Annotated in this window: 16 protein-coding genes and 1 tRNA gene; 11 read left to right on the top strand and 6 right to left on the bottom strand. The window is 56.8% G+C overall.

Annotated elements, in window-relative coordinates; translation table 11 throughout:
- The first annotated feature begins 267 nt into the window (after window positions 1-267).
- Window positions 268-3,600 (top strand): carbamoyl-phosphate synthase large subunit, encoded by a 3,333-nt coding sequence (carB, locus tag ACK3EW_RS19500; protein ID WP_439121190.1) that lies wholly within the window; start codon window positions 268-270, stop codon window positions 3,598-3,600.
- Window positions 3,601-3,780: 180 nt separating this feature from the next.
- On the top strand, window positions 3,781-4,713 hold the full coding sequence (locus ACK3EW_RS19495; RefSeq protein WP_493806415.1) for an IS5 family transposase: 933 nt from the start codon (window positions 3,781-3,783) through the stop codon (window positions 4,711-4,713).
- A 444-nt stretch (window positions 4,714-5,157) separates the two neighbouring features.
- Here ACK3EW_RS19495 and ubiB read toward each other — a convergent pair whose 3' ends face one another.
- Together ubiB and ubiE are read right to left on the bottom strand one after the other, a co-directional pair.
- Entirely contained in the window at window positions 5,158-6,690 is a 1,533-nt protein-coding gene (gene ubiB / locus ACK3EW_RS19490; RefSeq protein WP_493807471.1) for a 2-polyprenylphenol 6-hydroxylase, read from the bottom strand.
- A 1-nt stretch (window position 6,691) separates the two neighbouring features.
- Window positions 6,692-7,444 carry a bifunctional demethylmenaquinone methyltransferase/2-methoxy-6-polyprenyl-1,4-benzoquinol methylase UbiE gene (ubiE, locus tag ACK3EW_RS19485; RefSeq protein WP_493807470.1) on the bottom strand — a complete coding sequence of 251 codons (753 nt, stop codon included), beginning with the start codon at window positions 7,442-7,444 and terminating at the stop codon, window positions 6,692-6,694.
- Window positions 7,445-7,529: 85 nt separating this feature from the next.
- Here ubiE and mutM point away from each other — a divergent pair, with 85 nt between their 5' ends.
- The 9 genes from mutM (at window position 7,530) to ACK3EW_RS19440 (ending at window position 18,853) form a co-directional block, all read left to right on the top strand.
- Window positions 7,530-8,381, top strand: a complete 852-nt coding sequence (mutM, locus tag ACK3EW_RS19480; protein WP_493807469.1) for a bifunctional DNA-formamidopyrimidine glycosylase/DNA-(apurinic or apyrimidinic site) lyase — start codon at window positions 7,530-7,532, stop codon at window positions 8,379-8,381.
- A 65-nt stretch (window positions 8,382-8,446) separates the two neighbouring features.
- The gene (locus tag ACK3EW_RS19475; RefSeq protein ID WP_085627421.1) at window positions 8,447-9,223 is read left to right on the top strand and encodes an enoyl-CoA hydratase; all 777 of its coding nucleotides are present in this window, start codon (window positions 8,447-8,449) and stop codon (window positions 9,221-9,223) included.
- A 156-nt stretch (window positions 9,224-9,379) separates the two neighbouring features.
- The gene (rpsT, locus tag ACK3EW_RS19470) at window positions 9,380-9,643 is read left to right on the top strand and encodes a 30S ribosomal protein S20 (protein ID WP_085627422.1); all 264 of its coding nucleotides are present in this window, start codon (window positions 9,380-9,382) and stop codon (window positions 9,641-9,643) included.
- Window positions 9,644-10,113: 470 nt separating this feature from the next.
- Window positions 10,114-11,499, top strand: a complete 1,386-nt coding sequence (gene dnaA, locus ACK3EW_RS19465) for a chromosomal replication initiator protein DnaA (protein WP_493807468.1) — start codon at window positions 10,114-10,116, stop codon at window positions 11,497-11,499.
- 154 nt (window positions 11,500-11,653) lie between these two features.
- Window positions 11,654-12,772 (top strand): DNA polymerase III subunit beta, encoded by a 1,119-nt coding sequence (dnaN, locus tag ACK3EW_RS19460; RefSeq protein ID WP_439120940.1) that lies wholly within the window; start codon window positions 11,654-11,656, stop codon window positions 12,770-12,772.
- 29 nt (window positions 12,773-12,801) lie between these two features.
- Complete coding sequence (gene recF, locus ACK3EW_RS19455) at window positions 12,802-13,911, top strand: DNA replication/repair protein RecF (RefSeq protein WP_493807467.1); 1,110 nt, start codon at window positions 12,802-12,804, stop codon at window positions 13,909-13,911.
- A 107-nt stretch (window positions 13,912-14,018) separates the two neighbouring features.
- Entirely contained in the window at window positions 14,019-16,436 is a 2,418-nt protein-coding gene (gene gyrB, locus ACK3EW_RS19450; protein ID WP_493807466.1) for a DNA topoisomerase (ATP-hydrolyzing) subunit B, read from the top strand.
- Between the two features lie 168 nt (window positions 16,437-16,604).
- The gene (locus ACK3EW_RS19445; RefSeq protein ID WP_493807465.1) at window positions 16,605-17,834 is read left to right on the top strand and encodes an acyl-CoA dehydrogenase family protein; all 1,230 of its coding nucleotides are present in this window, start codon (window positions 16,605-16,607) and stop codon (window positions 17,832-17,834) included.
- Window positions 17,831-18,853 carry a phosphotransferase gene (locus tag ACK3EW_RS19440; RefSeq protein WP_493807464.1) on the top strand — a complete coding sequence of 341 codons (1,023 nt, stop codon included), beginning with the start codon at window positions 17,831-17,833 and terminating at the stop codon, window positions 18,851-18,853. The genes ACK3EW_RS19445 and ACK3EW_RS19440 overlap by 4 nt, the downstream gene beginning before the upstream one ends.
- Before the next feature lie 19 nt (window positions 18,854-18,872).
- Here the strand turns inward: ACK3EW_RS19440 and ACK3EW_RS19435 are convergent.
- The 4 genes from ACK3EW_RS19435 to ACK3EW_RS19420 all read right to left on the bottom strand — a co-directional run bounded on the left by ACK3EW_RS19435 (window position 18,873) and on the right by ACK3EW_RS19420 (window position 22,059).
- Window positions 18,873-18,949: transfer RNA gene (locus ACK3EW_RS19435), tRNA-Pro, on the bottom strand.
- 87 nt (window positions 18,950-19,036) lie between these two features.
- Entirely contained in the window at window positions 19,037-20,017 is a 981-nt protein-coding gene (locus tag ACK3EW_RS19430) for a DMT family transporter (RefSeq protein ID WP_493807463.1), read from the bottom strand.
- A 20-nt stretch (window positions 20,018-20,037) separates the two neighbouring features.
- A complete protein-coding gene (gene leuB / locus ACK3EW_RS19425; protein WP_085627430.1) occupies window positions 20,038-21,144 on the bottom strand; it encodes a 3-isopropylmalate dehydrogenase in 1,107 nt (368 codons plus the stop codon).
- Between the two features lie 57 nt (window positions 21,145-21,201).
- Window positions 21,202-22,059, bottom strand: a complete 858-nt coding sequence (locus ACK3EW_RS19420; RefSeq protein ID WP_493807462.1) for an endonuclease/exonuclease/phosphatase family protein — start codon at window positions 22,057-22,059, stop codon at window positions 21,202-21,204.
- Window positions 22,060-22,121: the final 62 nt, after the last annotated feature.

The following is a 22,121-nucleotide window of genomic DNA, read 5'->3' as shown; positions in this document are numbered from 1 at the left end:
TCAGCTCTTTTCCATGCCGCAATTGCATTCAGACACCAAAACTGTCCAAGCAAGTTGACACAACTTACCACCAACGCCCAGCTTAACATTCAAAACAAACGATGTGAAACGCAACAGCGCAATCAAAAAGCGCTCAACGAATTACATCCACAGCTTCGAAACAGGAGCGTAAGAGGCTTGAACGTCACTCGCGCATGTCTATAACCCGCTGGAATTTGCCCGCCGGGACTTCACCCGGCACCGATCCGCGCGAAACGAGGTGACACAATGCCCAAACGTACCGATATCAAATCAATCATGATCATCGGAGCCGGGCCCATTGTAATCGGTCAGGCATGTGAATTCGATTATTCTGGTGCGCAGGCCTGCAAGGCCCTTAGGGAAGAAGGCTATCGGGTCATTCTCGTGAACTCGAACCCGGCTACGATCATGACCGATCCTGGGCTTGCTGATGCCACCTATATCGAGCCTATCACGCCGGAAATCGTGGCCAAGATCATAGAAAAGGAACGGCCGGACGCGCTGCTTCCGACCATGGGGGGGCAGACGGGTCTGAACACGTCCCTCGCGCTTGAAGAGATGGGAGTTCTCGAAAAGTTCGGCGTCGAAATGATCGGCGCCAAGCGCGAAGCGATTGAAATGGCTGAGGACAGGAAGCTTTTTCGTGAAGCGATGGATCGCATCGGCCTTGAAAATCCGAAGGCGACAATCATCACCGCGCCTAAGAAACCAAATGGCAATGCCGACCTTGATGCCGGCGTGGCACTTGCCCTTGCCGAACTTGAGGATATTGGCCTTCCGGCGATTATTCGCCCCGCCTTTACCTTGGGCGGTACGGGCGGTGGTGTGGCCTATAACCGCGAAGACTTCGTCCACTACTGCCGGTCCGGCATGGACGCATCTCCGGTCAACCAAATCCTCGTCGATGAGTCGCTTCTAGGGTGGAAAGAATTTGAGATGGAGGTCGTACGTGATCGCGCGGACAACGCTATCATCGTCTGCGCCATTGAAAACGTCGACCCGATGGGCGTGCATACAGGCGATTCTATTACCGTCGCGCCAGCCTTGACCCTGACTGACAAAGAATACCAGATCATGCGGAACGGCTCTATTGCCGTTCTTAGGGAAATTGGGGTCGAAACCGGAGGTTCGAACGTTCAGTGGGCGATCAATCCTCAGGACGGTCGTATGGTGGTGATCGAAATGAACCCGCGCGTCAGTCGGTCTTCAGCGCTTGCCTCCAAGGCGACAGGTTTCCCGATCGCCAAGATCGCGGCCAAGTTGGCTGTCGGCTACACACTTGATGAACTGGATAATGACATCACCAAGGTGACGCCGGCATCCTTTGAGCCAACGATTGACTACGTGGTCACGAAAATCCCGAAATTTGCGTTCGAGAAATTCCCGGGCTCGGAACCCCACCTGACAACGGCAATGAAGTCGGTCGGGGAAGCGATGGCCATTGGCAGAACAATTCACGAGTCGCTTCAAAAAGCACTGGCTTCCATGGAATCCGGTCTGACCGGGTTCGATGAGGTGCTTATCGAAGGTGCACCAGAAAAATCTGCCGTGATTAAGGCGATCAGCCAACAGACACCAGACCGTATGCGCACCATCGCACAGGCAATGCGCCACGGCTTGAGTGATGAAGACATTCATGCAACGACCATGTTTGATCCATGGTTTCTGGCCCGAATTCGGGAAATCGTCGAAGCCGAAGAAGACATCCGCGGCGGTGGTCTGCCTGAAGACGCGGCAGGGATGCGCGCGCTCAAAATGCTTGGCTTCACCGATGCGCGTTTGGCCAATCTGACCGGGAACACGGAAAAAGAGGTGCGCGCTCTGCGCCTCAAGTTGAATGTTAAGGCAAGCTTCAAGCGTATCGACACCTGTGCTGCGGAGTTCGAGGCACAAACACCGTACATGTACTCCACCTACGAGGCCCCGATGATGGGCGAGGTGGAATGCGAAGCGCGTCCCAGCGATCGTAAAAAGGTCGTCATCCTTGGTGGCGGTCCCAACCGGATCGGCCAAGGGATCGAATTCGACTACTGCTGTTGCCATGCCTGTTTCGCGCTGACGGACGCTGGCTATGAAACGATCATGGTCAACTGCAACCCGGAAACCGTATCCACCGACTACGACACATCGGATCGGCTGTATTTTGAACCGCTGACCTTCGAGCATGTGCTCGAAATTCTGCGTGTCGAACAGGAGAACGGAACGCTTCACGGTGTGATCGTGCAATTCGGCGGTCAGACGCCTCTCAAACTGGCCCGCGCTCTCGAGGCAGAAGGTATTCCGATCCTCGGAACGACACCGGATGCCATTGACTTGGCCGAAGATCGCGAACGGTTTCAAACCCTTGTCAACGATCTTGGCTTGAAGCAGCCGCATAACGGAATCGCTTCGACCGGGGCGCAAGCCTTGGCAATCGCAGAGGATATCGGGTTCCCTCTGGTCATCCGCCCCTCTTACGTTCTTGGCGGACGTGCGATGGAAATCGTTCGCGACATGGGTCACCTTGAACGCTACATCAATGAAGCAGTGGTCGTGTCAGGCGACAGCCCTGTTCTTTTGGACAACTACCTGTCTGGCGCCGTTGAACTGGACGTTGACGCATTGTGCGATGGCACGCAGGTGCATGTTGCCGGCATCATGCAGCATATCGAAGAAGCAGGTGTTCATTCGGGCGACAGTGCGTGCTCCCTGCCTCCCTACTCACTCTCGGACGATATTCTGGCAGAAATTAAGCGCCAGACCGAAGCGCTTGCTTTGGCATTGAACGTGGTGGGACTGATGAATGTGCAGTTCGCGATCAAGGATGGGGACGTGTACCTGATCGAGGTGAACCCCCGCGCCTCGCGTACCGTGCCATTTGTCGCCAAAGCGACCGATTCAGCGATTGCCTCCATTGCAGCACGCGTAATGGCGGGCGAACCGCTCACCAACTTTCAGATGAGGGAACCTTATCCCGAAAACGCTGACTATGACACTGTATTGCCGCTTGCAGATCCGATGACCCTCGCCAATCCGATGATGCCTTGGTTCTCGGTCAAAGAAGCCGTCCTGCCCTTCGCACGATTCCCAGGTGTCGACACGATCCTTGGGCCAGAAATGCGATCTACCGGCGAAGTTATGGGGTGGGACCGGTCGTTCCCCCGGGCCTTCCTGAAAGCGCAGTTAGGCGCAGGAAACTTCCTTCCACGGTCTGGCAGCGTATTTTTCTCGATCAAGAACGAGGACAAGACTGACCAACTGGTCGAGACCGCCCGACTTCTGGATGATCTTGGCTTCAAAATCGTTGCTACCTCAGGAACCGCCAAGTTCCTGTCCGAGCACGGCATTTCCTGCGAGACAACGAAGAAGGTCTATGAAGGACGTCCCAACATTGTCGATCTTATGAAAGATGGCGGGATTGACCTTGTAATGAATACGACCGAGGGCACCGCTTCTGTAGAGGACAGCCGAGAAATCCGCTCGGTCGCTCTCTACGACAAAATCCCCTATTTCACTACTGCAGCTGGAGCACATGCTGCCGCTCTTGCCATGAAAGCCCAAGAGGAAGGCGAGCTTGTTGTCAAACCACTGCAAGCATAACGGCTGTGTTTGCTTGCTCCTGGTACAAAGGCGCCTCGAAAACCGAAAGGCGTTCAACCGCTATCTAAGCTTGGCGACGTCAGCTTCGCCAACAACTGTTCCACTGGCCAAGAGGGCATTGTTGCAAAAGTCTGACGACGAAGGATTCACTTCGCGAATCCATGGCGTTAGACGCGGTGCATGAGCAAGCCATCTCCCGCCCGCTATCGCACGACGAACTGGTCCAGCTACAACGCGTCACTCAGGAAGCGGGGGTCTCTGCTCATCTGGGTCGACAAGGACATGACCTGGCGCGCGCCGCGTGACAGTCGACCCGGACGTCCGGCGGTGTTTTCCGATGCGGCCATACAGTTCTGCTTATCGATCAAAGTCCTGTTCAAGTTGCCGTTGCGCCAGACCGCCGGAATGGTGGCCAGCCTGCTGCGACTGGCCGGCCTGGACTGGCCCGTGCCGGACTTTTCCACGCTGTGCCGCAGGCAAAAGACCTTGGCCGTCCAGGTCCCGTATCGCCGTGCGGACGGCCCGCTGAACCTGCTGGTCGACAGCACCGGGATCAAGTTCCTCGGCGATGGCGAATGGCAGGCCCGCAAGCACGGGGTGCAAGGCCGACGCCAATGGCGCAAAGTCCATCTGGCCATGGACACCACCACCTCGGACATCCGGGCAGTCGAGTTCACCCCCAGCCGCGACGGCGACAGCCCCGTGCTGCCCGACCTGCTCGGCCAGATCCCGGCAGGTGAGCAGATAGGCACGGTCACCGCCGACGGCGCCTACGACACACGCCGCTGCCACAAGGCCATCATCGAACGCGACGCCGTTCCGATCATCCCGATCCGAAAGAACGGACGTCTCTGGAAAGAAGACTGCCCGGCTGCACGCGCCCGCAACGACACCCTGCGCGCGACGCGATACTACGGGCGGGCGTTCTGGAAACGCTGGACCGGATACCACGCCCGCAACCGGATCGAGGCGAAGATGCGCTGCCTGAAATCCTTCGGCGAGCGTATCATGGCAAGAGACCCCGACCGACAGACCGCCGAAATCCACATCCGCATCGCCCTCATGAACCGCTTCAACGCCCTCGGCACCGCCGAGATCGTCCGCGTGGCATAACGTCAGCGGGGTAAGGGGACGTCACGCCTCAGGCCGGGGTAATGCAACAACGCCTTTGAAAACAGCCAATGTCGATGTTCGACTCACCCCGTTTTATACGCGAGAAAACAAAAGATCGGGCCTCGTCTTCGGTCTGAAACCATGACCCATAGCCAGCGTGATTGATCGTCCAAGGCCAGGGATCTGCCGTCTTTCCCCGGCCCGTTTCAAGCCGAGTGATAGTTTGCATTACGTCAAGCGGCACACCGGTTTCCGCAGATGCCTTGCGCGCAGCTGAGTCACATACGCTCGCCCACGCCGCTGAAGCGCTGGCAGCCAGGATCACAGTCCCAAAGACAGAAAAACCTGACCGAATCCCATTCACCTCGTGACCCTCGCATTCTGCGGTTGAGCACAGAGTGGAAAGCAGAAGGTTAGGATTCGGTTACGACGAGATGGAATGCTTCAGAGAAAAGCCTCGATCGCGGCGACAATGCTGCCACCGGCAACAGCCCCGAGCGTCGCCCAAACAACAGCGATCTTGAGCGTATTCGACCTTGGTTCAGGCGTTCCTTGAGCTTGAGCAACCAGCAATTGCTCCATCAAACCGGGCAAACGCGGACCAAAACGCGCCAACACCAACGCCGTTTTTCCAAGATCTTTGCCAAAAGCGAGCGGACCAATACTTTTTTTGATGTAGTCCTCGACAATAGGTTTGGCGACGTTCCAGATGTTCATCTTAGGATCCAGTGACCGGGCAACACCTTCAACGACCACCATAGTGCGCTGAAGAAGTATCAACTCGGTCCGGGTTTCCATGCCAAAACGTTCCGTCACCTCAAACAGGTAGCTGAGCAGACGACCCATGGAAATTCGGGTCGCATCCATGCCGAAGATGGGTTCGCCGACAGCACGCAAGGCCCGCGCAAACTCGTCTACATCACGATTATTCGGCACATACCCTGCTTCGAAATGCACCTCTGCCACGCGTTTATAGTCTCGTCGGATAAAACCATAGAGAATCTCGGCGTAAACCCGACGGGTGTATTCGTCGATATGCCCCATGATTCCAAAATCAAGTGCGATGATGTCCCCGTTCGGAGCCACTTTAAGGTTACCTTGATGCATGTCGGCGTGAAAGAACCCATCACGTAGGGCATGCTGCAGGAATAGCTGCAAGACCCGCTCGCTCAGCGCGACACGGTCATGACCCGCCGCATCAAGCGCGTCGTTGTCGCCCAAGGGAACGCCCTCGGCCCAACCGAGGGTCATCACGCGTCGACCGGATAACTCCCATTTTACCTCGGGCAATTGAAAGCCAGGATCATTTGACGTGTTGGCCGCAAATTCAGAGGCGGCAGCAGATTCGAGCCTTAGGTCAAGCTCACCCATCACGACACCTTCGAAATGGGTGATAACGTCCATCGGGCGCAGCCTGCGAGAAGAGGGCGACAACAGCTCGATCATGCTGGCCGCCAGATAGAAGGCATCAATGTCTTTTCGGAAATCCCGCTCCACATTCGGGCGGAGAACCTTGACTGCAACGATTTCGCCGCCTTGCGCCAATTTGGCTTTATGGACTTGGGCAATCGATGCAGCAGCAACCGGTTCACTGAATTCAGCGAAGAGGGAATCGACAGCGATTCCCAATTCGGATTCGACCATGCGCTTGGCTTCGGAAACCGAGAACGGCGGCAGCTTGTCCTGCAACACGCGCAATTGCGTCGCCATTTCATCACCCACAACATCCGGGCGCGTGCTGAGAACTTGTCCAAATTTGATGTATGCCGGACCCAAGGCCGTCAGGGCACGCGGCGCAGGCGGCATGTTGGGATCACCATAATAACCCAACCATTTGAACGGCCACCCCAGGAGACGAGCAGCCAGTCTGAGCGGCTTGGGCGCGTCAAACGCATCAAGCACGACGCCCATTGCGCCCGTACGTTCCAGCGTCGCGCCCGTACGGATCAGGCGCAGAATGTTGTGTGGGCCTCTCACGTCAGATTTTCCAACCCGAATGTAGGCACGCGATGCCCATGCTCAGATTGCGGTACTTGGCGTTTTCGAACCCGGCCTGCCGCACCATGCCAAGGAAAGTGTCCTGATCCGGGAATTTGCGGATCGATTCGACAAGGTACTGGTAGCTGTCACGGTCATTGGCGATCACCTGCCCCAATCGCGGGATGATGTTGAAAGAATAGAGATCATAGACCTTCTGCATCAACTCGTTCGGGATCTGGCTGAACTCCAGCACCATCAACCGCCCACCGGGGCGCAGCACACGAAACGCCTCGTTCAGCGCTTCCTGCGGCCGGGTCACGTTCCGGATGCCGAATGAAATTGTGTAGACATCGAAGCTATTGTCGTCGAAGGGCAGATGCATCGCATCACCGACAACCCAGTCAAGGCTCTCGCTCATCGCGTTCGCTTCGGCGCGCTTGCGGCCTTCGACCAACATCGGTTCGGTCAGGTCAAGAACCGTCGCATGCCCGCGCCCAGCGCGCTTCAGAAACCGGAAGGAGATGTCCCCGGTGCCTCCAGCCACATCCAGCAACTTTTGGCCGGGTCGCGGGGCAAGCCAATCCATCATCGCATCTTTCCAGATGCGGTGGATCCCAAACGACATAGCGTCATTCATGACATCGTATTTCGACGCGACAGAGCTGAAGACGCCCTGAACGCGACCTGCCTTTTCGTTCTCAGGAACGTCCTGAAAGCCGAAATGCGTGGTGGTTTGATTTTCGTCCGCCATAAGCCTTGTCGTTTCCAGTGCCAGACTTTCTTATAGAGCGCCCAACCGGCGTTACAATGCGACGACACAAGACAGGACACCCGGAATGCCCGAATTGCCAGAGGTTGAGACGGTACGACGCGGGCTGGCCCCAGCGATGGAGGGATTCGTGATCGCACGCGCGCAGGTCAACCGCCCCGATCTGCGATGGCCGTTTCCTCCAAACATGGCAGATCGACTGACCGGAAAGCGGGTGCTTCAATTGCGGCGGCGGTCGAAGTACATTCTTGCCGACCTGGACAGCGGAGAGACCGCGCTCATTCATCTGGGCATGTCTGGGCGAATGTTGGTGTCAGGTGATCCACTTGGTCAGTTTGTTCATTCACACCCTGCACCAGAGAAGCATGACCATGTTGTGTTCGACATGGAAAACGGCGCACGCATCACATTCAACGACCCACGCCGCTTCGGCGCGATGGACCTCTTCACCACCGCTAAAGGCGAATCACACCCGCTTTTGATATCAATCGGACCTGAACCCTTGGGCAATGCTTTCGACGAAGACTATCTTGTCGAGGCGCTTTCACGACGGAGCACTCCGATGAAATCGGCGCTTCTTGACCAAAAAGTGGTGGCTGGTCTTGGCAATATCTACGTCTGCGAAGCGCTTTACCGATCAAAAATTCATCCCACGCGCCCCGCCCGACGTGTTTCGAAAGACCGCATCGCAAGCCTTGTTCCGATTATCCGAGAGGTGCTCTCTGATGCCATCAAAGCGGGTGGTTCTTCGTTGCGCGACTTTCGCCAAGCCGATGGAGAGCTTGGATACTTCCAACACAGCTTCGATGTGTACGGACGAGAAGGTGCCCCCTGCCGCAGCACGGGCTGTACATCAACCATTCGCAGGATTGTGCAATCCGGACGGTCGACCTTCTATTGCCCGACCTGTCAAAGATAACTTGAACGCTGTGGATGAGATGCGTAAGGCTGCACGCCTGAGATTACCGAACGGAGCCCTCACTCATGGCTTATGAGACGATTATCGTCGAAATCGAAGATCACGTCGCCACCATCAAACTGAATCGGCCGGATGCTTTGAATGCGTTGAACAGCCAATTGCTCAGCGAACTCGCAAGCGCGCTTGAAGACGCTGATGGCAACGAAAAAGTCCGTTGCATCATCCTGACCGGGTCGCCCAAGGCTTTTGCTGCTGGTGCAGACATCAAGGAAATGTCCGAAAAAAGCTTTGTCGACATGTTCTTGTCGGACTTTTTCGGATCAGAATCCCTGGCCGTCTGCCGCGTGCGCAAACCCGTCATCGCAGCCGTATCCGGCTACGCGTTGGGTGGAGGCTGCGAATTGGCGATGATGTGCGATTTCATCATTGCCTCGGACACGGCCAAGTTCGGCCAACCCGAAATCAATCTGGGGGTCGTCGCTGGAATCGGCGGAACGCAACGACTGACGCGATTTGTTGGCAAGTCCAAATCTATGGACATGCATTTGACGGGTCGCTTCATGGATGCCGAGGAAGCCGAACGGTCTGGCCTTGTCAGCCGCGTCGTGCCTGCGAAATCCCTGATGGAAGAAGCTCAATCAGCAGCCGCCAAGATCGCGGAAAAGTCGATGCTTGCGACCTTTGCCGTGAAAGAAGCTGTCAATCGTGCGTATGAAACCACACTGAGCGAGGGGCTCTTACTAGAACGGCGCCTCTTTCATTCCTTGTTCGCGACCGAGGACCAGAAAGAAGGCATGGCTGCTTTCCTTGAAAAACGAACAGCACAGTTCCGAGATCGGTAGATCGGAAATCAAGTCTTTTCATCGCGGCGTTCTAACGGTATAGCGCCGCGATACATGCGTGTGATGCCCGCTCAGGCAAGATTCGATCCGGTCGATGGTTCCGGGCGTGCTTTCATATGCAACCCGATTTGAACGAAACGAACCAGGATAGATCACATGGCAAATTCGCCCCAGGCCAAGAAGCGCGCAAAACAGAACGACAAGCGCTTCGCCATCAACAAGGCGCGTCGTTCGCGCATTCGTACTTTCCTTCGCAAGGTCGAAGAGGCAATCGCATCCGGCGACAAGGACGCGGCAGCTGCTGCATTGCGCGCTGCTCAGCCCGAAATCATGCGCGGCGTGACAAAGGGCGTGTTCCACAAGAACACTGCATCCCGCAAAGTGTCTCGTCTGGCATCCCGCGTCAAAGCCCTCGGCTGAGAATCGCCGGCTGTCAAAACAGATTTGTAAAATCAGGACGCCGCTCCGTTCGGGGCGGCGTTTTTTGTTGTGCTTGCGCAGTTCTGCACCGGTCAGAGATTCTTTTCAGACATTGTTAGAGTCAATAACGAAGTTCAGTTGAAGCACCTTCATCCACCCTTATAAATCAGGACTGCGAGTCACATCGCTTGGGGGGACAGGCTCCTTCAGTTCAGAATCGAGACCGGAGAATGTCTCGATTTTGGCCTGGAGGCATAATTGATATAAGATCAACCGCCTCGTCCATATTGATGCAAGGGCTGCAGCGAACACCATTTGCCGGGCGTTCCTGACCCTGTTCTTAGCTGTCCGGCTTCAGTCCGAACAGCTTCGGTCATCTTTTCCCAAATGTGACTCGGGGAAGTCATGAAGATGCCTTCCAAACAGGGGATAGTGTGTGACTTCACACTTAGACAGTGGGACAGGGACAAATGACGCAAGACCAGTGGGGTTCGATTCGGGACGAGTTGCATCAAACTATGGGAGCGAACAGCTTTCAAAGCTGGATAGAACCACTGATCTATGTCGGGACCGACGGCGGTATCGCACGTTTCAATGTTCCAACGAACTTTCTCGGCAACTATGTCTCACAGAACTACGGTGATATGCTGCTGTCCAAAATCACGCGTATGAACCCGTCCGTGAGACGGATCGTTTTTGACACCGTCAATGTGTCGCAAGACGCGCCAGCCCAGAGAAAAGAACCTGCTTTTGCCTTGGGTGACCCCCTGGCAGCGCCGCATGCGCACACGAAATCATCCGCCAAGCCGGACAGCCTGAACGGCTCACCGCTCGACAAGCGTTTCACCTTCGACACATTTGTTGTCGGCAAACCGAACGAATTGGCGCATGCCGCAGCTCGTCGGGTGGCAGAGGGCGGACCGGTGACCTTCAACCCCTTGTTCCTCTATGGTGGCGTCGGCCTCGGAAAGACGCACCTGATGCACGCCATCGCTTGGGAATTGCGCACACGCCATCCGCATCTAAATGTTCTGAACCTGTCGGCGGAACAATTCATGTACCGCTTCGTGCAAGCTTTGCGCGACCGCAAGATGATGGACTTCAAGGAATTGTTCCGGTCTGTCGATGTCTTGATGGTCGACGACGTCCAATTCATTGCCGGCAAGGACAGCACACAGGAAGAGTTCTTCCACACGTTCAACGCACTTGTGGACCAGCACAAACAGATCATCATCTCTGCCGATCGCGCTCCAGACGAGATCAAGGATCTTGAAAACCGCATCCGATCGCGGTTGCAAAGCGGGCTTGTGGTGGATCTACATCCCACAGATTACGAACTGCGACTTGGCATTCTACAGTCGAAATCCGAAATGTACTCGCGCATGTATCCGGGACTCGAAGTGGAACGCGGAATACTCGAGTTTCTGGCAGCACGGATCGTCAGCAATGTGCGCATCCTTGAGGGCGCCCTGACGCGGCTGTTCGCTTTTGCGTCTTTGGTCGGCAAACCCATCTCGATGGATCTGACGCAAGAATGCCTGACCGACATTCTTCGCGTTTCGGAACGCAAGGTTTCCATTGAAGAGATCCAGCGCAAGGTCGCCGACCACTATCTCATTCGTCATTCCGACCTAGTTGGTCCAAAGCGGGTACGCACCTTTGCCCGCCCGCGTCAGATCGCGATGTATCTATGCAAACAGTTGACCACACGGTCGCTCCCTGAAATCGGCCGGCACTTCGGGGGGCGGGATCACACCACAGTCATGCATGGTGTCCGCCGGATCGAAGAACTCAGGAAACAGGACGCACAAATCGCCGAGGACGTGGAATTGCTGCGTCGGTCGCTCGAAGCCTGAGTCCCAGAGACAACAAAACGGGCAGTTGCGTGTCTTACTGCACGCCTGCCCTTGACCCTGCGCACAATCCGGCCAAGAAATTGCAAAACAAGGACTTGGAGAGAAGCCCTGAAGCGGGTTACTGTCTGCGTCCGGCCAGTCGGGGGATGAAAGCATGAAATTCAGCATGGAACGCGGAACGCTGCTCAAGGCGGTGTCGCAAGCGCAATCCGTTGTCGAACGCCGCAACACCATTCCAATCTTGGCCAACGTCCTGATCGAAGCAGAAGGCGACAAGGTCCAATTCCGCGCAACTGACCTCGATATCGAAGTGGTTGACCGTGCCGTAGCACAGGTTGAACGCGCAGGCGCGACAACCGTGTCCGCCGTGACGCTGCACGAAATTGTTCGTAAGTTGCCAGACGGAGCACTGGTGTCGCTTTCCGAGGACAGCGCATCCGGTCGCCTGACCGTCGAAGCGGGCCGATCGAATTTCTCGCTTGCGACCTTGCCCAAAGAAGATTTCCCGGTGATGGCCTCGTCCGAATACAGCGCGAACTTCTCCGCCCCGGCTCCAGTATTGCGTCGCCTGTTCGACAAGTCGAAGTTTGCAATCTCAACCGAGGAAACCCGGTATTACCTCAACGGCGTTTACATGCACGTCGCCGATGGCGAAGACGGCAAGGTTCTGCGTTGCGTCGCCACTGATGGCCATCGTCTAGCCCGGATCGACGCGCCGTTGCCGAATGGCGCCTCTGACATGCCCGGAGTGATCGTGCCCCGCAAGACCGTAGGCGAGATGCGCAAACTGCTTGACGATGACGATATGGAGATCGCTGTGTCGGTGTCGGAAACAAAGGTGCGCTTTGCGACCCCCGACATCACGCTGACTTCCAAAGTCATTGATGGGACGTTCCCCGACTACACGCGCGTCATCCCGCAGGGCAACACCCGCCGTCTTGAAGTTGACGCGGCCGAGTTCGCCAAGGCTGTGGATCGGGTTGCAACCGTGTCATCCGAACGCTCGCGCGCGGTAAAGCTGCAGTTGGACGAGGATCGCCTGATCCTGTCGGTTAACGCGCCTGACAGCGGTGCCGCCGAAGAAGAGCTTGCCGTCGCCTATGCCGATGACCGACTCGAGATCGGCTTCAACGCGAAGTACCTGCTGGAAATCGCCAGCCAGGTGGACCGCGAAAACGCCGTATTCATGTTCAATTCTTCGGGTGATCCGACCTTGATGCGCGAAGGCAATGATACCAGCGCAGTTTACGTCGTCATGCCGATGCGGGTGTGACGACTCCGCGCCTGTAAACGGGGGCGCTGTTGCCGCTTCATATCAACAGCCTCACGCTGTCACATTTCCGCTCTCACTTGCATGTGTCGCTTTCCCCCGATCCACGGCCCGTTGTGCTGTTTGGTCCAAATGGTGCTGGCAAGACGAACCTGATCGAGGGAGTGTCGCTGTTTTCACCTGGGCGCGGCATGCGGCGCGCGTCCGCACAAGACATGACGCGTCGTCCTGAAGGTCTTGGCTGGAAGGTAAGTGGACTTGTCCAAACCCCAGAGGGACTGCAGGATATTGCCTTTCAGTCCGAGCAGGGCGCACCTCGTCAAGTCAAGATAAACGACAAACCTGCCCCACAGTCCCGGCTGGGCGAACTGGTGCGGCTCTTATGGTTGCTACCGTCAATGGACAGGTTGTGGATTGAAGGGGCAGAAGGCAGGCGGCGGTTTCTGGATCGCATGACCCTCAGCTTTTTCCCAGATCATGGTGATGTCTCACTGACCTACGAAAAGGCAATGCGCGAACGCAATCGGCTGCTCAAAGATCAGGTCCGCGATCCAATGTGGTATAAGGCACTTGAGGCGCAAATGGCGCAATCCGGTGCCGCCATCCATTCCAACCGTGTGCGTGCCTTGAACAGGATCGCTAGCGCGCAGGATCAGGCCAGTACGCAATTCCCTGCTGCGGAACTTGACCTGATCCAGACCGAAGGCGAAATGCCGGAAACCGAAGCTGACCTGCGCACCGCATTTGAGGAAAGCCGATTTCGTGATCTTGCGGCAGGTCGAACTCTGGTCGGCCCTCATCGCGCCGACCTGTACAGTGTTTTCGCTGCAAAGGGTGTGCCTGCGGCCGACAGTTCCACCGGCGAACAAAAAGCTCTTCTCATTTCGCTCGTCCTGTCCAATGCCCGCGCTCTGGTTGAAGACTTTGGCGCACCGCCAATAGTCTTACTGGACGAGGTGGCGGCCCATCTGGATGCAGAACGCCGTGCGGCCCTCTATGACGAGATTTGTGCCTTGGGTGCTCAGGCGTGGATGACGGGGACTGGCCCGGAACTGTTTCGCGAGCTGGAAGAACGGGCGCAGTATTTCGAAGTGACAGAGGCAGAATACGGTACCGCCATTTCGCCGATTCAATCGCCCTGACAATCTGTCCGCCGGGCAAATCCTTAAACCGCTAAATCTTGTGTCAGTCACGTGACAACCCTGCGGCTTTGGCGTATAAAATCAGCAGAAAAACAAAGGGTAAATTCATGGCAGACCCCGCACAGGCACCGGAAGAATATGGCGCGGATTCCATCAAGGTTCTCAAGGGCTTGGAAGCTGTTCGCAAACGTCCGGGCATGTATATCGGCGACACGGACGATGGTTCGGGTCTGCACCACATGGTGTACGAGGTCGTGGACAATGGCATCGACGAGGCTTTGGCCGGTCACGCCGATTTCGTTCAGGTAAAAATCCACGCGGATAACAGCGTATCGGTGCGCGACAACGGGCGCGGGATTCCCGTCGATATTCACGAAGGCGAAGGTGTATCGGCGGCCGAAGTCATCATGACCCAGCTGCACGCAGGCGGCAAATTCGACCAGAACTCCTACAAGGTATCCGGCGGCCTGCACGGCGTGGGCGTGTCTGTTGTAAACGCCCTATCGGACTGGCTGGAACTGCGCGTCTGGCGCAATGGCAAGGAACATATCGCCCGGTTCGAACGTGGCGATACGGTCAAGCACCTCGAAGTGGTCGGAGATGCGGATGGCAACAAAGGCACCGAAGTGCGCTTTCTCGCCTCGCTCACGACTTTCTCGAACCTCGAATACGATTTTCACACGCTTGAAAAACGTCTGCGCGAATTGGCCTTCCTGAATTCGGGCGTCCGTATCATCCTTGAAGACGAACGCCCCGCTGAACCGCTCAAATCCGAACTATTCTACGAAGGTGGCGTGCGGGAATTCGTGAAATACCTTGATCGCTCCAAAGCGCCTGTCATGTCCGATCCGATCTTCATGGTCGGGGACCGCGACGGGATTGGCGTCGAAGTAGCGATGTGGTGGAACGACAGCTATCACGAAACTGTCCTGCCCTTCACCAACAACATCCCACAGCGCGATGGCGGCACGCACATGGCAGGTTTTCGCGGTGCGCTGACCCGTACGATCAACAACTATGCGCAGTCTTCCGGAATTGCGAAAAAGGAAAAGGTCAACTTCACGGGTGACGATGCCCGCGAAGGCCTGACCTGTGTGTTGTCCGTCAAAGTGCCAGACCCGAAATTCTCGAGCCAGACGAAAGACAAGCTGGTCTCGTCCGAAGTGCGTCCTGCCGTCGAAAGCCTCGTGAACGAAAAGCTGGCCGAATGGTTCGAAGAGAACCCGAACGATGCCAAACGCATTGTCGGCAAGATCGTCGAAGCGGCACTGGCGCGCGAGGCCGCCCGGAAAGCCCGCGAACTGACGCGACGCAAAACGGCTATGGATGTGAACTTCCTTGCTGGCAAGCTCAAGGATTGTTCGGAAAAAGACCCGTCGCAAACCGAACTTTTTCTTGTCGAGGGTGATAGCGCCGGGGGATCGGCACAAACCGGACGTGACCGTCGCACACAGGCCATTCTGCCCCTCAAGGGTAAGATCCTGAACGTAGAACGCGCGCGTTTCGACCGGATGCTGGGCAGCCAGGAAATCGGCAACCTCGTGATGGCGCTGGGAACCGGGATCGGACGGGATGAATTCAACATCTCGAAACTGCGCTACCACAAGATCGTCATCATGACGGACGCCGATGTGGATGGCGCGCACATCCGGACGCTGCTGCTGACCTTCTTCTACCGCCAGATGCCTGAACTGATCGATGGTGGATATCTCTACATTGCCCAACCACCGCTTTACAAAGTCATGCGCGGCAAGTCCGAGGTTTATCTCAAGGATCAGGCCGCAATGGAAGAATACCTGATCCAGCAAGGCACCGATGGCGCACAACTTTTGCAAGGCAATGGCGAAACGATTCTTGGGCAGGACCTTGTCCGCGTGGTTGAAGAGGCACGCCAACTCAAACGCGTGCTGGACGCGTTCCCAACACATTATCCCCGGCATATCCTGGAACAGTCCGCCATTGCGGGCGCATTTGTTCCAGGCGCCGTTGATGCCGACCTTCAAGGCGTGGCTGACAAGGTCGCGACGCGGTTGGACTTGATCGCTCTGGAATATGAGCGTGGCTGGCAAGGCCGGATCACCCAGGACCGTGGGTTCCGTCTGGCCCGTATCCTACGCGGCGTTGAAGAGGTACGTACACTGGATGGTCCGATGCTGCGCTCTGGTGAGGCGCGCAAGACCGGCAGCTTTACGGAAAGCCTGCAAGCCGTCTACGACAAACCGGCTCAGCTGGTGCGCAAGGACCGCAAGCAGTGGATACATGGCCCACTCGACCTTTTGGATGCGATCCTTGAAGAAGGCGAAAAGGGTCTGACCCTGCAACGCTACAAGGGATTGGGGGAAATGAATCCCGACCAACTGTGGGAAACCACATTGGACCCGGACGCGCGGACATTGTTGCAGGTCAAGGTAGATGACATGACCGAAGCGGATGACCTCTTCACCAAGCTGATGGGGGATGTCGTCGAACCGCGCCGGGAATTCATCCAGCAGAACGCACTGAGCGTCGAAAACCTGGATTTTTGATTGGTTCGGATTGGCTACGCCAATCCGACTATTCGGGGGACCAGTCCCCCAAACCCCCTGAGGTATTTTCGGCCCAAAGAAACACCAATCTCAATGCGTTTCGGCTCTGGCGGATTATCGGGCACGGTCCTACGATCCGGTAACAAAGCAGACGGGAGGGAGGACGCGATGGATTTGGGAGTATCCGATCGGGTGCGCACGCTAATAGAGCAGGTGCGCAATATGGTTGAGACCGAAATTGCACCACTGGATAGCGAATTTCATGACGAAGTGGGCCAACATCCGTCGGGAGATCGGTTTCAGCATACAGACCGGCAGCTTGAGATCCTCGATGGGCTCAAGGCGAAAGCCAAAGAACGCGGGCTGTGGAATTTCTGGCTGACCGACAGCGACAAAGGGCATGGGCTGACAACGGTCGAATATGCCTACCTCGCCGAAGAAATGGGCAAGGTGCATCTTGCCGCTGAGGTGTTCAATTGCAATGCGCCTGACACTGGCAACATGGAAGTCCTAGAACGCTACGGCGACCCGTGGATGAAGGATCGGTGGCTGACACGGCTGCTTGATGGCGAAATCCGGTCAGCTTACGTGATGACCGAACCGGATGTCGCATCCTCCGACGCGGCGCAGCTTGCGTTCGAAGCCAAACGTGACGGTGATGATTGGATACTGAACGGAGAGAAGTACTGGATCTCTGGTGCAGGAGACCCGCGCTGCCAGCTTTACATTCTGATGGCCTGTACCGCCCCCGAAGCGGCCAAGCACAGCCGTCATACCATGTTCGTGATGGATGCGGATACACCCGGCATCGACGTGCTACGCCCCATGCATGTTTTTGGGCAGGATGACGCGCCGCATGGACATATGCATCTGAGGTTCACCAATGTGCGGATATCCGGTCAGAATATCGTGCTGGGCGAAGGCCGCGGGTTCGAAGTGGCGCAAGGGCGTTTGGGACCGGGACGTATTCACCACTGCATGCGCTCCATCGGGCTGGCCGAAAAAGCGCTGGAACTGATGTGTCTGCGCGGATTGCACCGCGAGGCGTTCGGCAAACCTTTGGTGGAACTCGGGGCCAACTACGACATCATTGCGAACGCCCGCATGGAGATCGAACAGGCGCGCCTTTTGTGCCTTAAAGCTGCATGGATGATGGACACGCAGGGCACGCGGGCGGCACAACCATGGATCAGCCAGATCAAGGTGATTGCTCCGCTCATGTCGCTCAAAGTCGTTGACGAGGCAATGCAGCTTTATGGCGGCACGGGGATCAGTCAGGACACACCGCTCTGGCGGATGTGGACACATCTGCGCACGCTCCGGTTCGCTGACGGCCCTGACGCCGTGCACCGCCGTCAGGTGGCGCGGGCCGAATTGCGCAAATACACCAACGGATGAGCGCTTCATTCGACACAGCCGCTGTCGAGGTCTGGATGGCTGCGCATGTTCCCGGCTTTCGCGGGCCGATTTCGGTCGAGAAATTCGCAACCGGGCAGTCCAACCCAACCTTCAAGCTTACCGCTGCATCGGGCACATATGTGTTGCGCCGAAAACCACCGGGGCAACTTTTGAAGTCAGCCCATGCGGTTGACCGCGAATACCGGGTCCAATGCGCCCTTGAGGGCAGCGATGTACCTGTCGCTCGGATGTATGCCCTATGCGAAGACGAGGCCATGATCGGGTCGATGTTCTACGTGATGGACCACGTGCCCGGTCGAACCTTTGTCGACCCGCGCCTGCCAGGTGTCGCGCCAGAGGATCGAAGGGAGATCTTTGACGACATGAACCGCGTTTTGGCCGCGATCCATTCTGTTGATCTTTCTGCAGCGGGACTGCTGGATTACGGACCGCAGGGCAATTATTACATGCGACAGATCGACCGGTGGACCAAGCAATACCGCGCAACCGAAACCGATCCTGTTCCCGATATGGACACGCTGATCGACTGGCTTGCCCTCAATGTTCCCGAGGATGATGGGCGCGTCACGCTGGTGCATGGCGACTACCGGATCGACAATCTGCTCTTCGCGCCTGACCGATCTGAATGTGTGGCGGTGCTTGACTGGGAGTTGTCGACGCTGGGTCATCCCTTTGCAGATCTTGCCGCCGTCATCATGCAATGGGGTCTGCCGCCAGGCGATGTGGGGCGCGGGCTTGCCAACGTCGACCGTGGGCCATTGGGCATTCCAGAAGATCAGGCGTTTATCGACGCCTACTGCCAGCGTATGGGCCTGCCAGGCATCGATCGGTTCGGGTTCTACCTTGCCTTCACCTATTTCCGCATGGCGTCGATCCTGCAGGGCGTCAAACGCCGCGCGATGGACGGAAATGCCTCGAACCCGGCAAAGGCGCTGGAGCTTGGTTCGTATGTGCCTGCCTTCGCCAAGGGCGGACTAAAGGCTGTCGACACCATCTGAACCTGAGATGTCTGGATACTGGTCGGGCTGAGAGGATTCGAACCTCCGACCCCCTGCTCCCGAAGCAGGTGCGCTACCAGGCTGCGCTACAGCCCGACCGTGACCGCGGAACTACTGCCCGCGTGGGGATTTGACAAGTGTTGTTTTGAGCAAAGCGCGTCTCAAACTTCTTGCAAGCACAGACTATTCGCGTCCGCCTCTGTTCATCGGCTCATCGCGAAACCGCCCCGAGCGCATCATGTCGCCAAGACGTGGCATCGAAGGCGTTGCAAAGCGTGTGCGCGTGCGCAGGACCGGCGTGGTTCTTGACGTTCCTCCACGGCTTTCTCGGAAGACGATGTAGATGCCGGAGGAAATGATGATTGTAGCGCCAGCAGCGGTGTAAATATCGGTAGTTTCACCAAAGAACAGCAGTCCGAAACCGGTTGCCCAAAGAATCTGAGAATACTGCATGGGTGCGACAATCGCCGCTTCACCAGTTCGATACGCGGAAATGATGATGCGTCCAGCGATCCACGCCAAGATTGAGATGACCGCAAGCATTCCGATATGTTCGATCGGCATCGGCTTGTAGACAAACGCCAAGGCGAGCCCCATCAGCACGAAATTGGCAACCATAGGATACAGCAGCATAACGACGGTACGCTCCTCAGCGCCAATCTTGCGCACAACAATAGAGGCAAACGCACCCCCGAAGGCCGCAAGAATTGCAGCCAGATGACCGAGGTTCAGCTCGGTTGATCCGGGTCGCAAGACGACCATGACCCCGATCAGCCCTACGATCACTGCCATCCAACGCCTCAGCCGGACCGTTTCACCAAGGATGGGAATCGACAGCACCGTGATAATGAGCGGAGTTGCAAAGAGAATTGCATAGGTTTGCGTCAGTGGGAGTACCGAAAACGCATAGAACGCGGAGACGCCGGTCACAACTGCAGCCAAGGTGCGTGCCGCCATCCACCACGGATGGACCGGAACCAGCGTTCCGGGGGTGGCATCGCGCATGAGCATGATGGTCGCCAAGGGAAAGCTCAGCAGAACACTGAAAAACACGATCTGTATCGGCGAATAACTGGCGCCGAGGATCTTGATGAACACGTCGTGGGTCGAATAGAGCCCAAAGGCAATAAGGGCCAGCACTGCGCCTTTGACATTCGAAGACATGGCTGGCCCCTTTCCAGATATTAAAGGCTCGCGTCGAGAGCAGCGACAATGGCATCGCCCATTTCAGACGTCGACATTGGCGCGCCATCCTCAGGCCCCATGAGATCGGCCGTCCGCGCACCGTCGGCGAGCACCTTCTCGATCGCCGCTTCAAGGCGCGCGGCCTCATCGCCTTGATCGAAGCTATAGCGCAACGCCATCGCAAAGCTGAGGATACAGGCAATCGGGTTCGCCTTGCCCTGACCAGCAATGTCCGGTGCGGAGCCATGTACAGGTTCGTACAACGCTTTCGGACGGCCATTTGCCATCGGAGATCCAAGGCTCGCCGAGGGCAGCATGCCAAGGCTGCCTGTCAACATAGCGGCCGCATCAGACAGAAGATCACCGAACAGGTTGTCTGTGACGATCACATCGAACTGCTTGGGCCAGCGGCAAAGCTGCATCGCGCCTGCGTCGGCATACATATGAGACAGCTCGACATCGGGGTAATCCTCATCATGCACTTTCTGCACGACTTCGCGCCAGAGAATGCCCGACTCCATGACGTTGGCCTTTTCCATCGAACAGACCTTGTTGCCACGACGACGCGCCAATTCGAATGCAGAGCGGGCAACGCGGTCGATCTCGGATTCGGTGTACCGCTGGGTGTTGATACCAACCCGTTCGTTGCCTTCCTCGAAGATACCGCGCGGTTCTCCGAAATAGATACCAGACGTCAATTCGCGCACGATCATGATGTCCAGACCCGCGACCACGTCCTTCTTGAGCGACGAAAAGTCGGCAAGTGCGTCAAAACACTGTGCGGGACGGAGGTTCGCAAAAAGGTCCATTTCCTTGCGCAAACGCAGAAGACCGCGTTCCGGTTTCACACTAAAATCAAGACTGTCGTATTTCGGACCGCCGACGGCACCCAAAAGAACGGCGTCCACTTCCTGTGCCTTTGCCATCGTATCATCATGGAGCGGCGTGCCATGCTTGTCATAAGCCGCACCACCAACAAGGTCTTCGCTCACGTCGAAGGTCAGGTCGCGCTTGGCACCATACCAATCAATGATCTTGCGCACCTCGGCCATCACCTCGGGGCCAATCCCGTCACCGGGCAGTATCAAAAGCGAAGCGTTGCTCATCATGGGTTCCTTTGATCAACTGGAGTTTGCTTCGCGTAGACCCGCAGGCCTCTATGGTCAAGGCAAGGCCGCGTCGGGAAGCGTCAAGTCGACGGTTATCAAGCTATGTTGCTGGCCTTCGAGCACTGGCCAGACCTTTGCTGCACCGACCGAGAAGTCTGAGGATGGTAGAATGTAGGACACGCGCATCGGACCCGGGGAATCCCAATGAGCGGTGACCTGACCCGACAGTGGATCAACGATGTCCTGCTCTGACAGGAATTGCGCCATTGCATCCCGGTATCCTTCGCCCCTTTCGGGGTCGAGATTGGTATTGGCCATGAAGACAAACGGACGGTCCGTTTGTTCGACGATCTTCTCCCAAAGGCGCAGCTCGTCGCGTTTGCGCCGCCCATTTCGGTCTTCTGGACCGTCAAACACCGGCGGTCCGGCATGCCCGATGAATAACGTTATGCGATGTGTTTGGTCGCGTTGAGTAAACTCTACTGGAACGGTCCAATGTCCACCTGGCGACAGACGCTGACCGCTGCCACCATGATCGGACGCCTTCAGAAGCCCTCCGGGCAAATCCCGCCACAAAAAATCATTATGCATTTGCACATCATCGTCAAGGATCGGAAACCGCGACAGGACGGCCAAGGCTTCCTGACCGGGAAAACGCCCATAGGCCTGTGCGTCCTCTGGTTCGGCCAGACGCCCATCCCCGTCCACGTCAATGCCAGTGGGAATACCCGCATTCGACCTTAACGGCAGAACGTATGTATGCGCGCCATTCACAAGCGCCGAAAAGGCGCGAAGTGTCTGGCCATTTGCGTCATAATCAAATCGAGTAAGAACGATGATATCCGCATTGGCGTCGGCGATTTCCGATGCAAAGGCCATGACAGACCCTTCGCCTTCGGTCAGATCTCGCAACAGCAATCCTGGGCCATTGCGAGTTAGCGGCGCATGCCAAAGTGCTACCCGTATATCCCGAG

It is taken from the genome of Marivita sp. NO-S04 (genome assembly GCF_059070475.1).
This window is presented reverse-complemented; position numbering and strand designations above follow the sequence as displayed.